Source organism: Bradyrhizobium sp. UFLA05-108 (assembly GCF_059803455.1).
This window is the reverse complement of record NZ_JBANAZ010000039.1, coordinates 32,026-45,301: the sequence shown is the minus strand read 5'-3', so window position 1 is coordinate 45,301 and position 13,276 is coordinate 32,026. Positions and strand designations below refer to the sequence as shown.

Annotated in this window: 16 protein-coding genes; 12 read left to right on the top strand and 4 right to left on the bottom strand. The window is 63.4% G+C overall.

Annotation, left to right across the window (positions count from 1 at the left end; all coding sequences use genetic code 11):
* The first annotated feature begins 5 nt into the window (after positions 1-5).
* The 8 genes from SO140_RS26435 to SO140_RS26400 all read left to right on the top strand — a co-directional run bounded on the left by SO140_RS26435 (position 6) and on the right by SO140_RS26400 (position 7,900).
* A complete protein-coding gene (locus tag SO140_RS26435) occupies positions 6-515 on the top strand; it encodes a TRAP transporter small permease (protein ID WP_449379397.1) in 510 nt (169 codons plus the stop codon).
* A gap of 2 nt (positions 516-517) precedes the next feature.
* The gene (locus tag SO140_RS26430) at positions 518-1,837 is read left to right on the top strand and encodes a TRAP transporter large permease (protein WP_449379398.1); all 1,320 of its coding nucleotides are present in this window, start codon (positions 518-520) and stop codon (positions 1,835-1,837) included.
* A 10-nt stretch (positions 1,838-1,847) separates the two neighbouring features.
* Complete coding sequence (locus SO140_RS26425) at positions 1,848-2,309, top strand: DUF3237 domain-containing protein (protein ID WP_449379399.1); 462 nt, start codon at positions 1,848-1,850, stop codon at positions 2,307-2,309.
* A gap of 355 nt (positions 2,310-2,664) precedes the next feature.
* Positions 2,665-3,474 (top strand): crotonase/enoyl-CoA hydratase family protein, encoded by an 810-nt coding sequence (locus SO140_RS26420; protein ID WP_449379400.1) that lies wholly within the window; start codon positions 2,665-2,667, stop codon positions 3,472-3,474.
* Positions 3,471-5,354: a feruloyl-CoA synthase gene (locus SO140_RS26415; RefSeq protein WP_474799485.1), complete on the top strand. Its 1,884-nt coding sequence runs from the start codon at positions 3,471-3,473 to the stop codon at positions 5,352-5,354. The genes SO140_RS26420 and SO140_RS26415 overlap by 4 nt, the downstream gene beginning before the upstream one ends.
* A 25-nt stretch (positions 5,355-5,379) precedes the next feature.
* Positions 5,380-6,141, top strand: a complete 762-nt coding sequence (locus SO140_RS26410) for an SDR family NAD(P)-dependent oxidoreductase (protein WP_449379402.1) — start codon at positions 5,380-5,382, stop codon at positions 6,139-6,141.
* An 81-nt stretch (positions 6,142-6,222) separates the two neighbouring features.
* Entirely contained in the window at positions 6,223-6,657 is a 435-nt protein-coding gene (locus tag SO140_RS26405) for an acyl-CoA thioesterase (RefSeq protein ID WP_449379403.1), read from the top strand.
* Between the two features lie 91 nt (positions 6,658-6,748).
* A complete protein-coding gene (locus SO140_RS26400; protein WP_449379404.1) occupies positions 6,749-7,900 on the top strand; it encodes an ABC transporter substrate-binding protein in 1,152 nt (383 codons plus the stop codon).
* Positions 7,901-7,958: 58 nt separating this feature from the next.
* Here the strand turns inward: SO140_RS26400 and SO140_RS26395 are convergent, their stop codons facing one another.
* Positions 7,959-8,687 carry a glutathione S-transferase family protein gene (locus SO140_RS26395; protein WP_449379405.1) on the bottom strand — a complete coding sequence of 243 codons (729 nt, stop codon included), beginning with the start codon at positions 8,685-8,687 and terminating at the stop codon, positions 7,959-7,961.
* A gap of 36 nt (positions 8,688-8,723) precedes the next feature.
* Entirely contained in the window at positions 8,724-8,999 is a 276-nt protein-coding gene (locus SO140_RS26390; RefSeq protein WP_449379406.1) for a hypothetical protein, read from the bottom strand.
* Positions 9,000-9,112: 113 nt separating this feature from the next.
* Here SO140_RS26390 and SO140_RS26385 point away from each other — a divergent pair, with 113 nt between their 5' ends.
* Together SO140_RS26385 and SO140_RS26380 are read left to right on the top strand one after the other, a co-directional pair.
* A complete protein-coding gene (locus SO140_RS26385; RefSeq protein WP_283038261.1) occupies positions 9,113-9,811 on the top strand; it encodes a helix-turn-helix transcriptional regulator in 699 nt (232 codons plus the stop codon).
* Positions 9,812-9,816: 5 nt separating this feature from the next.
* Positions 9,817-10,143: a YkgJ family cysteine cluster protein gene (locus SO140_RS26380; protein ID WP_449379407.1), complete on the top strand. Its 327-nt coding sequence runs from the start codon at positions 9,817-9,819 to the stop codon at positions 10,141-10,143.
* On the opposite strand, the gene SO140_RS26375 is transcribed toward SO140_RS26380, so the two are convergent.
* Both SO140_RS26375 and SO140_RS26370 read right to left on the bottom strand, forming a co-directional pair.
* Entirely contained in the window at positions 10,140-10,538 is a 399-nt protein-coding gene (locus SO140_RS26375; RefSeq protein ID WP_449379408.1) for a hypothetical protein, read from the bottom strand. The two genes, SO140_RS26380 and SO140_RS26375, sit on opposite strands and share 4 nt — an antisense overlap.
* 126 nt (positions 10,539-10,664) lie before the next feature.
* On the bottom strand, positions 10,665-11,012 hold the full coding sequence (locus tag SO140_RS26370; RefSeq protein WP_449379443.1) for a DUF3307 domain-containing protein: 348 nt from the start codon (positions 11,010-11,012) through the stop codon (positions 10,665-10,667).
* Between the two features lie 395 nt (positions 11,013-11,407).
* Between SO140_RS26370 and SO140_RS26365 the strand changes: the two genes are divergently transcribed.
* Together SO140_RS26365 and SO140_RS26360 are read left to right on the top strand one after the other, a co-directional pair.
* Positions 11,408-12,865, top strand: a complete 1,458-nt coding sequence (locus SO140_RS26365) for a TAXI family TRAP transporter solute-binding subunit (RefSeq protein ID WP_449379409.1) — start codon at positions 11,408-11,410, stop codon at positions 12,863-12,865.
* A 108-nt stretch (positions 12,866-12,973) separates the two neighbouring features.
* The gene (locus SO140_RS26360) at positions 12,974-13,192 is read left to right on the top strand and encodes a hypothetical protein (RefSeq protein ID WP_449379410.1); all 219 of its coding nucleotides are present in this window, start codon (positions 12,974-12,976) and stop codon (positions 13,190-13,192) included.
* Positions 13,193-13,276 lie beyond the last annotated feature (84 nt).

Genomic DNA, 13,276 nt, shown 5'->3' with positions numbered 1-13,276 from the left:
TTCCCATGAAGCGCGCCTGGATGGATCGCTTTATCGATACGATCGAATGGATCGCGGCCGGCTTCGTCGGCCTCGTCGCGCTCGACATCTTCGTTTCGGTCCTGCTGCGCAACACGCTGAACTATTCGATCCCGGATTCCTTCGACATCGGCCGCATGCTGCTCGGCATCCTGATCTTCTGGGGCATCGCCGCGACCTCCTATCGCGGCACGCACATCACGGTCGACCTGGTCTGGGCCAATTCGAGCCCGCGCTATCAGCGCTGGATCGACGTGTTCGCCACCCTGGTGCTGCTGTTCGTCGTCACCGTGCAGACCTGGACGCTGTTCGACAAGGTACGCGGCACCTATAACGACAATGTGCAGACCTTCGATATGCACATGCCGACCTGGCCGTTCTTCGCGATCGCCTGGATCGGCGATGTCTCGGCGGTGCTGCTGATCGCGATCCGCACCTACCGACTGATCTTCCATCCGGAAGAGATGCACGATCCCAAGCTGAAGGCGACGGAGTAGTCATGAGCACCGATGCCGTCGCCGTAATCGGCTTCGTTTCCTTATTTCTCCTGATGCTGCTGCGCGTGCCTGTCGGCATGGCCATGGGCCTCGTCGGCGTGTCCGGCTTCTCCTATCTCGTCGGCGCCACGCCGGCGCTGAAACTGGTCGGCCAGACCTCGATGCGCACGGTCACCGACTACACTTTTGGCGTCATCCCGATGTTCTTGCTGATGGGCTCCTTCGTCAGCAATTCCGGCATGAGCCGCGAACTGTTCCGCGCCGCCAACGGCTTTGTCGGCCATTTGCGCGGCGGGCTCGGCATCGCAACCGTCGGCGCCTGCGGCGGCTTTGCCGCGATCTGCGGTTCCTCCGTCGCGACGGCCGCGACCTTCTCAGCCGTCGCCTATCCCGAGATGCGCCGCTTCGGCTATCCGCAGTCCTTTGCCACTGGCGTGATCGCGGCCGGCGGCACGCTGGGTGCGATGCTGCCGCCCTCCACCGTGCTTGCGGTCTACGGCATCATCACCGAGCAGGACATCGGAAAACTCTTCATCGCCGGTATCATCCCGGGCCTGCTGGCGATGAGCATGTACATGATCACCATCGGCCTGATCGGATACTTTCGTCCGGACTTTTTGCCGAAGGGCAAGAAACTGCCGTGGAACGAGCGCTTCGCGGGCCTCAAGGATATCTGGGCGCCGGTCCTGCTGTTCGTGTTCGTGATCGGCGGCCTCTACGGCCTGCCGTTCCTGCCTCGCTTCACGCCGACCGAAGCCGGCGGCGTCGGTGCCACCGGCGCCTTCATCATCGGCGTGCTCACCGGGCGGCTCGACCGCGAGAAGATTTTGGCCTCGCTCCTGCAGGCGACGCGCACCGCGGCCGCCGTGTTCACCGTGCTGATCGGCGCGCTGATTTTCGGCTACTTCCTGACGGTGACTCAGACCCCGCAAAAGGTCACGGAATTCCTCACAGGCCTCGGCCTCGGCTCTTACGGCGTGCTGGCGCTGATCATGGTGATGTACCTCGTGCTCGGCTGCCTGATGGACGCCATGGCAATGATCATCCTGACGGTGCCGATCATCTTCCCCGTGATCACACATCTTGGTTTTGATCCGATCTGGTTCGGCGTCATCATCGTCATGACAGTCGAGCTCGGCCTGATCCATCCGCCGGTCGGCATGAATGTCTTCGTCATCAAGAGTGTGGTGAAGGACGTGTCCTTTTCCACCATCTTCAAGGGCGTGATCCCGTTCGTGGCCACCGACCTGGTGCGGTTGGTGATCCTGATCGCCTTCCCGCTGCTGGCGACCTGGCTGCCGACGCGGATGATGGCGCATTAGGGGTGGAGTGATGACCACACCCAAGCTCGAGACAAAGTACGTCTTCACCATCACCGCGTGGATTGGTGACGTCGTCACCGCGGGCGAGACTGGTACGGGTGTCCGCCGCATCATCCCGATCATCGGCGGAGAGGTGCGGGGCGTGATCAACGGCAAGGTCTTGCCGTTTGGTGCCGACTTCCAGGTCATCCGTCCGAGCGAGCTGATCGACCTGGAAGCCAAATACGCCTTCGAAACCGACGACGGCGCCACCGTCTATGTCGAGAACAAAGGGATTCGCTTCGGCCCGGTGGACCTGCTGCAGAAGCTCAAGCGCGGCGAGCCCGTCGACCCCGAGCTGATCTACTTCCGCACCGTGCCGCGGTTCGAGACCGGACACGAGAAATACCGTTGGCTGATGCAGCACATCTTCGTGGCCTCAGCCGCACGGCACGCAGACCGCGTGGTGATCGACGTGCATCAGGTGATGTGAGACAGGCGCTTCGGCCTCGAAGCGATGGCAGGCGCCGGGACTATTAGTGGCAATGTCCGCGCCTCGCACTTCGCTCGTCCTCCCGGAGCGCGACAAAGTCGCGAGCCCGGAACCCATAATCACAGGATAGGGTTGTTGGGGAAACTCGGGCCACGAATCTTCGCCAAATATTCTCCTGGGGGTATCTCGACGGGCGCAAGCGCTCGCGCGGGGTCTCGGCCCCTGCACAATTGCGCACTAGGCCTGGACGACACCGATTTGGAGCACCCTCTTGCCCACTCAACCGAACTCCCCATCGGCATATTGACTCCTCCGAAATTCGTTATACAACATAACTATTCTGAAAAGGACGCAAATGACACAGGGAAACGCCGATACCGCAACCGCGGGACCTGATGCGCTGCTTAGGATCGAGAGGGCAGGCAAGGTCTTGACCGTGGGTCTGAACCGGCCCGCCAAGCGCAATGCGCTCAATGACGGCATCATTCGCGAGATCAGCGACTGCTTTGCGACGCTGCCGGACGACATCGGCGCGGTCGTCATCCATGGCATCGGCGACCATTTCTCCTCCGGCCTCGATCTCTCCGAGCTGACCGACCACGACGCCACTGGCGGGCTTCTGCACTCCCAGATGTGGCACCGAGTGTTCGACCGCATCCAGTACAGCCGCGTGCCCGTGATCGCGGCGCTGAAGGGCGCCGTGATCGGCGGCGGGCTGGAGCTGGCCTGTGCCGCGCATATCCGCGTCGCCGAGCCCTCGACCTATTTCGCGCTGCCGGAAGGCCAGCGCGGCATCTTCGTCGGCGGCGGCGGCTCGGTGCGGCTTCCGCGGCTGATCGGCGTCGCGCGCATGATGGATATGATGCTGACCGGCCGCGTCTATTCCGCGACCGAAGGCGCCTCCTACGGCTTTGCGCAATACCTGACCGAGGAAGGCGGCTCGCTGACCAAGTCGCTCGAGCTCGCCGCCCGCATCGCCTCCAATGCGCCGCTGACCAATTTCGCCGTGCTCCAGGCGCTGCCGATGATCGCCGAGGCCAATCCGCAGACTGGCCTGCTGATGGAATCGCTGATGGCGACGGTTGCCCAGAGCGACAAGGAAGCCAAGCGACGGATCCGCGAGTTCCTCGAACACAAGACCGCCAAGGTGAAGCCCAAGTCATGAGTGCACAGCCGTCCTCTTCCACCACGGAGCGCGGCGCGAGCACCTCCCCGCTGCGGCCGATCTCGTTCGGCGATCCCGTCGTCAACATCGAGCGGCGCGATGACGGCACGATTTACCTGCGGCCAAAACAGCCGCTCGGCGACTATCCGGTGCGCATCACCGACCGCCTGCATCATTGGGCGAAGACGACGCCGGATCGCGTCTTCATGGCCGAGCGCGAAGGCGGCCGGGGCTGGCGCAAGATCACCTATGCCGAGCTCCTCACCGCGAGCCGGCACATCGCCTCCGGCCTGATCCAGCGTGGCCTGTCGGCGGAGAAGCCGGTCGTCATCCTCTCCGGCAATTCGATCGACCATGCGCTGCTCGCCTTTGGCGCCTATTACGCCGGCATCCCGTTCTGCCCGGTCTCGCCGGCCTATTCGCTGGTTTCGAAGGACTACGGCAAGCTATCGTACCTGATGAAGCTGCTGACGCCGGGCCTCGTCTTTGCCGAGGACGCCGACAAATTCGCGAACGCGCTTGCCAGCAACGTCTCGCCCGGCATCGAGATCGCCGCGTCCTACGGCACCGTCCCGGGGCACGACGTCACGCTGCTCGCCGACCTCATGGCGACGCCGATCCATCCCGCGCTCGACGAGCTGCATGGGAGAATCGGCCCCGATACGATCGCGAAATTCCTACTGACGTCAGGATCGACGGGCAATCCCAAGGCGGTCATCAACACCCAGCGCATGATCTGCGCCAACCAGGTGATGCTGCGCGAGACGCTGGCCTTCCTCAAGGACGAGCCGCCGGTCATCATCGACTGGCTGCCCTGGAACCACACCTTTGGCGGCAATCACAATATCGGTTTGACCCTCTATAACGGCGGCTCGATGTATCTCGATGCCGGCAAGCCGGTGCCCGGCGGAATCGAGGAGACCGTGCGCAATCTCCAGGAGATTTCGCCGACGGTCTATTTCAACGTGCCAAAGGGCTACGAATCGCTGCTGCCCTATTTGCGCGACGACCAGGGCCTGCGCGCAAAATTCTTCGACCGCCTGCACGCGATGTTCTTCTCCGGCGCGGCGCTTTCGCCCTTCGTCTGGAACAGCCTCGATGAGCTTGCGGTGAAGGAGAAGGGCTATCGCGTGCCGATGCTGACTGGCCTTGGCGCCACCGAAACCGCGCCGTTCTTCATGTCGGTCAATCCACGCACCAGCCGTTCCGGCCATGTCGGCCTGCCGGTCTCCGGCAATGACGCCAAGCTCGTGCCCAACAACGGCAAGCTGGAAGTTCGCTGCAAGGGCCCGAACGTCATGCCTGGCTACTGGCGCCAGGCGGAGGTCACCGCAAAATCCTTCGACGAGGAAGGCTTTTACAAACTCGGCGATGCACTCAAGCCCGCCGACCCTGATGACTTCAATGCCGGTTTCGACTTCGACGGCCGCGTCAGCGAGGACTTCAAGCTCGCGAGCGGCACCTGGGTCAGCGTCGGCCCCTTGCGCGCGCGCTTCGTTGCCGCCTGCGCGCCTTTGGTGCGCGACGTCGTGATCGCCGGCATCAACCGCGACGAGATTTCCGCGCTCGTTGTGCTCGACCTCGACGGCTGCCGCCTGATCAATCCGACGCTGCCGGCCGACGATCTCGTCGTCACCGCGCGCGACCGCCTGGTCCGCGAGGCGTTCCGCGAGCGCCTCACCCAGTTCCTCGGCTCGGCGACCGGCTCCTCGACCAGGATTACCCGCGCGATCCTTCTGGACACGCCGCTCTCGATCGACAAGGGCGAGGTCACCGACAAAGGCTCGATAAACCAGCGCGCCGTGCTCGAGCATCGCACCGCACTGATAGACGAGCTCTATGCTGCAAATCCATCGGACCGTGTGATATCGGTCGCTTAGAAACAATCCGCCAAAGGAGAACGCCATGTTGTTGAAGGATCAGGCAGCCATCGTGACCGGCGGTGCATCGGGACTGGGTGCGGCGACCGCACGCAAGCTGGCGGCGCAGGGCGCCAAGGTCGCAGTCTGCGACCTCAACACCAAGCTCGCCGAAACAGTCGCGGCCGAGATCAAGGGCGTCGCCGTGACCTGCGACGTTTCCGATGCCGCCTCGGCCGAAGCCGCGATCGCGGCTGCCACCAAGGCGCATGGTCCGGCCCGCGTGCTCGTCAATTGCGCCGGCATCGGCGTTGCCAAACGCGTGGTCGGCCGCGATGGTCCGATGGCGCTTGCCGATTTCGACAAGGTGATCAAGGTCAACCTGATCGGCACCTTCAACATGTTGCGTCTTGCCGCCACCGAAATGTCCAAGCTCGAGCCGCAGGCGAGCGGCGAGCGCGGTGTCATCATCAACACCGCTTCCGTCGCGGCTTATGACGGCCAGATCGGCCAGTCCGCCTATTCGGCGTCCAAGGGCGGCATCGTCGGCATGACGCTGCCGATCGCGCGCGAGCTCGCGCAGTTCGGCGTCCGCGTGCTGACCATTGCCCCCGGCCTGTTCCTCACGCCGCTGCTCGCCAACCTGCCGCAGGAGGCACAGGATTCGCTCGCCGCCGCGATCCCGTTCCCGCGCCGGCTCGGCCACGCCGACGAATTCGCGTCGCTCGCGCTGCACATGGTCGAGAATGCCTATCTCAACGGCGAGGTCGTGCGGCTCGACGGCTCGCTGCGCATGGCGCCGAAGTAAACCGAACGGCTGTAGCCGCGACTTCCACCTTACCTCTCCCTCCGGGAGAGGTGTGGCGCAGCACTAGTGGGTATATCACGCATGTTCGTCCATCGGCGCGACGTCCAGATCCAGTGGGGTGACTGCGACCCCGCCAACATCGTCTATTATCCGCGCTATTTCTCGATGTTCGACGATTCGACCTCGGTCCTGTTCGAGAAGGCCGGCTTCTCGAAACAGGACCTGGTCCACAAATATGGCCTGGTCGGCATTCCCATGGTCGACACGAGGGCGAAGTTCTACATCCCCTCGACCCACGGCGACTGGATCACCATCGAGACGAAGATCGAGAGCATCAAGCGCTCGAGCTTCGAGGTAAAGCACGACGTCTACAAGGGCGAGGACTTGGCGACCAGAGCCTTGGCGATCGAGGCCTTCGAGACCCGTGTCCTCGTCGGCCGCGACCCGGCCAATCCCGACAAGCTGAAATCCGCGGCGTTTCCGCCGGAGATGGTGGCCAAATTCGTGGGCAATTAGATTCTGGAGCTAAATCGCCGCACCGCCCAAAGACGGGGCTGAATTCGATCACAAAGTCTGCTTTCAAAGGCACACCTTAAGGGAGGAATAGATGAAACGCTTTTACCTGACCGCCGCTGTTGCGGCGGCAACGTTGGCCCTGCCGGCGCTGCCCGCGATGGCCCAGACCAACGAAATCACCATCGGCATCACCACCACCACGACAGGCCCGGGCGCGGCGCTCGGCATTCCCGAGCGCAATGCGCTGGAGTTCGTGCCGAAGGAAATCGCCGGCGTGCCGCTGAAGGTGATCGTGCTCGATGATGGCGGCGATCCGACCACCGCGACCACCAACGCGCGGCGCTTCGTCACGGAATCCAAGGCCGACATCATCATGGGCTCGGCGCTGACGCCACCGACGATTGCGGTCTCCAACGTCGCGAACGAAGCCGGCATTCCGCATTTCGGCCTCGCTCCCTTTCCGATCACCCCCGAGCGCATGAAGTGGTCGGTGGCGATGCCGCAGCCGATCCCGATCGTGGGCAAGGTGCTGTACGACCACATGAAGGCCAAGGGCGTGAAAACGGTCGGCTATATCGGCTATTCCGACTCCTATGGCGACCTCTGGTTCAACGACCTGAAGGCGCAGACCGGACCGATGGGCATAACCATCGTCGACGAGGAGCGCTTCGCGCGTCCCGATACGTCGGTGACCGGACAGGTGCTCAAGCTCGTCGCCGCCAATCCCGACGCGATCCTGGTCGGCGCATCCGGCACTGCAGCCGCGCTGCCGCAGACCGAGCTGCGCGAGCGCGGCTATCAGGGCCTGATCTACCAGACCCACGGCGCGGCGAGCATGGATTTCATCCGCATCGCCGGCAAGGCGGCGGAGGGCGTGCTGATGGCTTCAGGGCCCGTGATGGATCCCGAAGACCAGCCGGACGAGGCGCAGACCAAGAAGCCGGGCCTTGCCCTCAATACCGCCTATGAAGCGAAGTACGGCCCGAACAGCCGCAGCCAATTCGCCGGCCACTCCTATGATGCGTTCGAGCTTCTGAAGCGCATTATCCCGACGGCGCTGAAGACCGCCAAGCCCGGCACGCCGGAATTCCGTGAGGCGATCCGCCAGGCCCTGCTGTCGGAGAAGGAATTGGCCGCAAGCCAGGGCGTCTACAACTTCACCGACAAGGATCGGTATGGCCTTGACGAGCGCTCACGCATCCTGCTCACGGTGACGAACGGCAAGTACAAGCTGGTGAAGTGAGAGCAGCGATCACTCGAAGGCGATCAGAGCCGGCCATGAAGGGCCGGCTCTTTTCTTTTCAGGCCGCCTCTCGGAGCTTGGTCCAGGCGAACTCCGGATAGTACTGATCCATCATGCGGTCGACATAGGCGGTGAGGTTCGGAAACTCTTCCGCCTGCTCGCGCAGCTTGGATTCGAAGAATGGCGTCATGATTCCAGCGAGCGCGCCGAACGCAGTGGCGTCGACGCCCGAAGGCTTGTTGCCCATCAGATGGGCCTTGTCGCCGAGCTGCACGGACAGCGCGAACAGCGAGCGCACGGCGAGATCGACGTCGTCATCGGGCGCATGGCGGCCGAGGCCAGAGAGCAGATAGTTCTCGGCGACGCGGAATTGCGCGTCCTCGCGCAGCTTCTCGCGATTGTGCTCAGGCGCGCCGTCGAAGAAATGCGCCGGGCCCTTGGCGAAATTGACCGGGTCCACCCAGCGCGCTCCGACCAGTCCCCAATAGACGTGATGCTCGATCATGCGCTCGAAGGCCCATGCCTGCGCGCGTTCCTGCAACGACAGGCCGGCGTCGAAGTCGAAACCATAGCGACGCTCGATATGCGCGCGGATAAAGGTGGAGTCGGCAACTGCCTCGCCGTCGTCGTCGATGAACGGCAGCTGCCCCTTGGGCGAAGCTGGCGGCATCGCCCGCTCCTTCCGGTAGGGCAGTCCTGCCATTTTCAGCTGCACCTCCGTCTTGGTGACGAAGGGGCTGATTTCCGGCAAGCCGAAGCCGATGCCAAAGCCGTAAAGCGTGATCATGCTCTTGCTCCTGATCCCCGAAACAGTTGTTGGAACCTACCGACCGGCTGCTGCCACCATGGTGGCAGCAGCCGTGATATCCTGCGCGAAACGGGCCCCGTGCCAGGCGCGGCCCATGACGTGACAAACCACGGCGTTCGCAGCTCCGAGCAGCGAGCGCGCCGCGAGAGTGACGATCGCGAGACGGAGGTCGACGAACATGAGATCGAACGCGCCGAGACGGCCAAGAGCACGGCCAAGAGTGAAGGTTTGCAGCAAGGCCTGCACCCGCCACAGCGGGCTCGCCTGGCCGAAGGTGGTGGGAAGCATCATGGACAAATCCTCTTCATTCGAAGTGTTGTCCCGGTATAGAACTCCCCTGCTGCCAACATCCTGTCAGCATCCGCGCGCCGGTTTTTAAACGGTGCCAAATCGGAAGACGTGTCATGAGACGTGCCGACCGGCTGTTTCAGATCATCCAGGTGCTTCGGCGCAGCCGCAAACCGTTGACGGCGGACGCGATCGCGGCCGAGCTCGAAACCTCCAAGCGCACCGTCTATCGGGACATCGCCACGCTGATCGGCCAGCGCGTGCCGATCCGCGGCGAAGCTGGCATGGGCTATATCCTCGAAAAGGGCTTTGACCTGCCGCCTTTGATGCTGACGCCCGATGAGATCGAGGCGGCGGTGCTGGGCGCGCAATGGGTTGCCGGCCACGCCGACACGGCGCTGGCGCGCGCCGCCGAGGATCTGATGGCGAAGATTGCCGACACCGTGCCCGAGCGCCTGCGTCCTTTCGTGCTGGAGCCGGCAAGCCGTGCGCGACCGAGCTGGAATCGCGAACCCGATCGCATGGACATGGTGCGCACGCGCACGCAGATCCATGAGGGCAAGAAGATCACGCTGCGCTATCGCGACGAACAGGGCCGCGACAGCCAGCGCACGATCTGGCCGATTGCAGTCGGTTATCTCGAGGCCGTGCGGCTGCTCGCAGCCTGGTGCGAGCTGCGCAGCGATTTCCGCAGCTTCCGCACCGACCGCGTGGTAGATGCGACCTATCTCGACGAGAGATATCCGGAGCGGCGCGACGTGCTGCGCGCCAAGTGGCGGCAGAGCCTGGTCTGGGGTCCTCCGAAGGACAATTGAGCGACATGGACCAGAATTCCGCGACCGACCTATCGCAGCTCTGCCAGGCTTGCGGCGCCTGCTGCGCCTATTCGGCGAACTGGCCGCGCTTCTCGATCGAGAGCGAGGAGGAGCTCGCAGCTATCCCGCAAGCCTTCGTCAACGATCGGCAATCGGGCATGCGCTGCGACGGCAACCGTTGTTCGGCGCTGAAAGGGAAGATCGGGGATGCGACCGCCTGCGGCGTCTATGCCGTGCGGCCGGAGGTGTGCCGCACCTGCATGCCCGGCGATGCCGAATGCGCGATGGCGCGGCGGAAGTTCGGACTGCCGGTGATCGAGACGATAACTTAAGCCGGGACGGCTTCCGCGAGATCGTCGTCGAGCTCGTCCTCGAGCGGCGCAAGCACCGAGAGCGGTTTGGTCGACAGCGTAATCGGCTTGCGGCTGCCCGACAGCGACGGCGATGCCTTCGCCGTGCTTTCACGCGACAGCGCGTAAAGCGTGGAGCCGACGCGTCCCCCGCTCTCGATCAGTTCGCGCTCCGTGCAGCTCGCCGCGATTGCGATCGCCAGCGAATGCAGATGGCTGCGGCGGTAGCAAAACAGGGCCAGCCTGGCGCGGGCCTCGGGGGCAACACTCTCAACCAGCCTCGGCAGGCCGCTTTCGCTGGCGCGATACATCTCGCCAAGGAGCTCGTCGCGGACCGGGCAGAAATCGCTTTCGTAGGCGTCTCGGCTTGAAAACATTGCGATTCTCCTCGTATGCCGAAGATGCCGCGCAATCCTCTAACGAAAGGTTAACCACACGGGCCTGTAGTGTCCCGGGGTCTTTCCCCCGATTTGCGAATCGGAACGCCGCCGAAGCCTGCGAGCTCAGTTCGCCGCCATGAAGATCGACAGCCCAAAACCGGTGAGGTGGTGCAGCGCCTGGTCGACGCCGATCAGGGTCCAGAACCAGGGGTGCTCCTGGTTGACGCCGAAATTGGCCGAGACCAACCCCTTGGCCCGATCGACCGTGATGTGGATCGCGAAATCAATCAGGGCGACGAACCAGAATTTTGGCGCAACTATCAGGATCAGCGGCAGCGCAACCGCAAGGTGAACCAGGCAATGCACCAGGAGCGGCAGAGCCCAGCCATGCTTCTGGTCCTTGCCATGCGCCATCCAGGCGGTCTGCAGGACGAAGTCGGCGATGATGTGCTTGAAGGTGAGCAGCAGCATCCAGCCAATGAGCGCTTCGACCGGAACCGCCGATGACATGGGTGGAAACGACAAAGCTGGACGCCCTCATTGAACGTGGAAGAAAAAATGGAGCGTTCAGTGCGACTTCTTCTTGGGTCCGGCCAAATCGCCGAGATCGCGCTTTTATGACATCTCTCGCGGTGGAATGCACCCCGGAAGGAACCGGAAAATCGCAAGGTTTGGCGCAACGTCGATGAGGACCGCCGCCGCCGCCCCCTCGCGGTAACGTTACCCGCGGCTCGAAATTTGCATTCTGCCGCCAGAGAGCTATCATCCTCAGGCAGAGGATTATCGTATTTTTTTCAGACGCTTACGAATTTTCGAGCGGCCTTTGCCGGCAAGCCGGCCGCCGCCATGCAAGGATAAGGCCGGCCATGAGTGCTGAAGGCCAGATGTCATCGCCCGAGCAGTCCCCGCCGTCGCGCCCGAAGGTCATCAAGACCAATCAGCAGCAGGTCGTGCTGTATGTCGTGCTGACCTTGATCCTGTCGCTGGCCACCGTCTGGGGCGGCCGGGCCATGCTGCGCAATTCGGAGACCCTGATCTTTGCCGTCGGCGATGCCAACAGCGACGAGGCGCGTTTCGCCAACAAGCTCGCCGCCGTGCTCAAGAACAATGCCTCCCGGTTCCGGATCAAGATCGTCAACAATCCTGACAACGCCAAAGCGATTGCCCAATTCGACCGCAAGCAGGCCGATCTCGCCATCCTGCGCACCGACGGCAAGGTGCCGCCGCGGGCGCGCGCGCTCGCCATCCTCGAGCATGATCTCGTGCTGCTGCTCGGCCCCGGCAACAAGAAGGTCAAGTCGCTCGCGGAATTGAAAAAGAAGAAGGTCGCGGTGCTCGCCGAGAACGACAATTCGCTCGCCTTCGTCCGCAGCATCCTCGACGTCCCCGACACGCCGGACGCTGCGGCACGCGTGCAGATGGCCCCGCAGGGCGTAACGCTGGACAAGCTGCTGGCGCCCGCTAGCGGCTATTCCGCGGTGATCGCCATCGTCCACGCCTCCAAGGCGGTGCGCGACAAGGCCTATGAGCAGGTCGCCAAGCGCGGCGGCTTCACATTGAACGCGATCGACGAGGCCAAGGCGCTGGCGCGCAAGATTCCCGGCATTTCCGAGGAGACCTTGACCGCGGGCACGCTGTCGGCCTCGCCGGAGATTCCCGACGACGATCTCGATACGATCGGGCTCGAATGGCTGCTGGTCGCACAGTCGAAGATGTCGTTGTCCACCGCAGGCGACCTCGCGCGCATCGTCTACGAGAACAAGTCCGAGCTCGGCCTCGAAAGTGGATTCGCCACCCGGATCGAGCCGGCTTCCGTCGACAAGGACGCCTTCGTCATGGCGCACCAGGGCGCGGCCGACTACATCAACGATGACACCAAGTCGTTTATGGATAAATACAGCGACATGATGTATCTGGGCGCCGGCGCGCTCAGCGTCATCGGCTCGATCTTCGCGGCAATTTACGCCAAGGTCACCAGGATCGCACCGGAGAAGGCCAGCGAGCTCTCCACGGCCATCCTCGATGTCGGCGAGCGCGTCGAGCATGCCCATTCGCTCGATGAGCTCGAGTGCCTGGCAGACGAGCTCGAAGCGATCCTGCGCAGAGCCGTGGTGGGATTAAGAGACGGCACGATCAGTACCGACGGGCTCGATACGTTCAAGCTCGGCTATGAATTCGTCCGCGACGAGATCGGCATGCGGCGCGAGCATTTGAAGCGGCACGCAGGCGATGCCGAGAAGCACGCTAGCGAGGCCTCGGCGCGCGAAGCCGCTGCACATGACGACACCAACGTGGTGGTGGTGAAGACCGCACACAGTGCGTGAGGCCTGACCTCGCACGCAGCGCAGGGAACCTGCGCGCGCGACGGCGTCGCGCATCGGGAACTGACTTGACCTGCAACCGTTGATGCTCCGCGCAACCGGAGATCGGCCATGCGTGCACTGCTCATCATCATCCTGCTCGCGATGCTCGCTGGCGTCGGGTATTTCGCCTACTCCGCCCTGTCCGCCGACGGTGAGCCGATTCCGACGGAAGGTTACATTGCGCTCGCGCTGGGCGCGGGCTTCTCGGTGATCGTCGGCGTCGGGCTCATGGCGCTGCTGTTCTTCTCGAGCCGCCGCGGCTACGACGAGCCGCCGCATTTCAAGTAACGGTCTCCTCCATTTCGGCCCATGATTGCGGCTTGCAAGGCAGGCCGCGATAATGCTGTCAGCGTCCGATCGTTGACGGCCCCC

Excerpts from the sequence above, each read along its gene's own strand:
- SO140_RS26435 (WP_449379397.1), top strand. The coding sequence starts at position 6 with ATGAAGCGCGCCTGGATGGATCGCTTTATCGATACGATCGAATGGATC.
- SO140_RS26430 (WP_449379398.1), top strand. The coding sequence starts at position 518 with ATGAGCACCGATGCCGTCGCCGTAATCGGCTTCGTTTCCTTATTTCTC.
- SO140_RS26425 (WP_449379399.1), top strand. The coding sequence starts at position 1,848 with ATGACCACACCCAAGCTCGAGACAAAGTACGTCTTCACCATCACCGCG.
- SO140_RS26420 (WP_449379400.1), top strand. The coding sequence starts at position 2,665 with ATGACACAGGGAAACGCCGATACCGCAACCGCGGGACCTGATGCGCTG.
- SO140_RS26415 (WP_474799485.1), top strand. The coding sequence starts at position 3,471 with ATGAGTGCACAGCCGTCCTCTTCCACCACGGAGCGCGGCGCGAGCACC.
- SO140_RS26410 (WP_449379402.1), top strand. The coding sequence starts at position 5,380 with ATGTTGTTGAAGGATCAGGCAGCCATCGTGACCGGCGGTGCATCGGGA.
- SO140_RS26405 (WP_449379403.1), top strand. The coding sequence starts at position 6,223 with ATGTTCGTCCATCGGCGCGACGTCCAGATCCAGTGGGGTGACTGCGAC.
- SO140_RS26400 (WP_449379404.1), top strand. The coding sequence starts at position 6,749 with ATGAAACGCTTTTACCTGACCGCCGCTGTTGCGGCGGCAACGTTGGCC.
- SO140_RS26395 (WP_449379405.1), bottom strand. The coding sequence starts at position 8,687 with ATGATCACGCTTTACGGCTTTGGCATCGGCTTCGGCTTGCCGGAAATC.
- SO140_RS26390 (WP_449379406.1), bottom strand. The coding sequence starts at position 8,999 with ATGATGCTTCCCACCACCTTCGGCCAGGCGAGCCCGCTGTGGCGGGTG.
- SO140_RS26385 (WP_283038261.1), top strand. The coding sequence starts at position 9,113 with ATGAGACGTGCCGACCGGCTGTTTCAGATCATCCAGGTGCTTCGGCGC.
- SO140_RS26380 (WP_449379407.1), top strand. The coding sequence starts at position 9,817 with ATGGACCAGAATTCCGCGACCGACCTATCGCAGCTCTGCCAGGCTTGC.
- SO140_RS26375 (WP_449379408.1), bottom strand. The coding sequence starts at position 10,538 with ATGTTTTCAAGCCGAGACGCCTACGAAAGCGATTTCTGCCCGGTCCGC.
- SO140_RS26370 (WP_449379443.1), bottom strand. The coding sequence starts at position 11,012 with ATGCTGCTGCTCACCTTCAAGCACATCATCGCCGACTTCGTCCTGCAG.
- SO140_RS26365 (WP_449379409.1), top strand. The coding sequence starts at position 11,408 with ATGAGTGCTGAAGGCCAGATGTCATCGCCCGAGCAGTCCCCGCCGTCG.
- SO140_RS26360 (WP_449379410.1), top strand. The coding sequence starts at position 12,974 with ATGCGTGCACTGCTCATCATCATCCTGCTCGCGATGCTCGCTGGCGTC.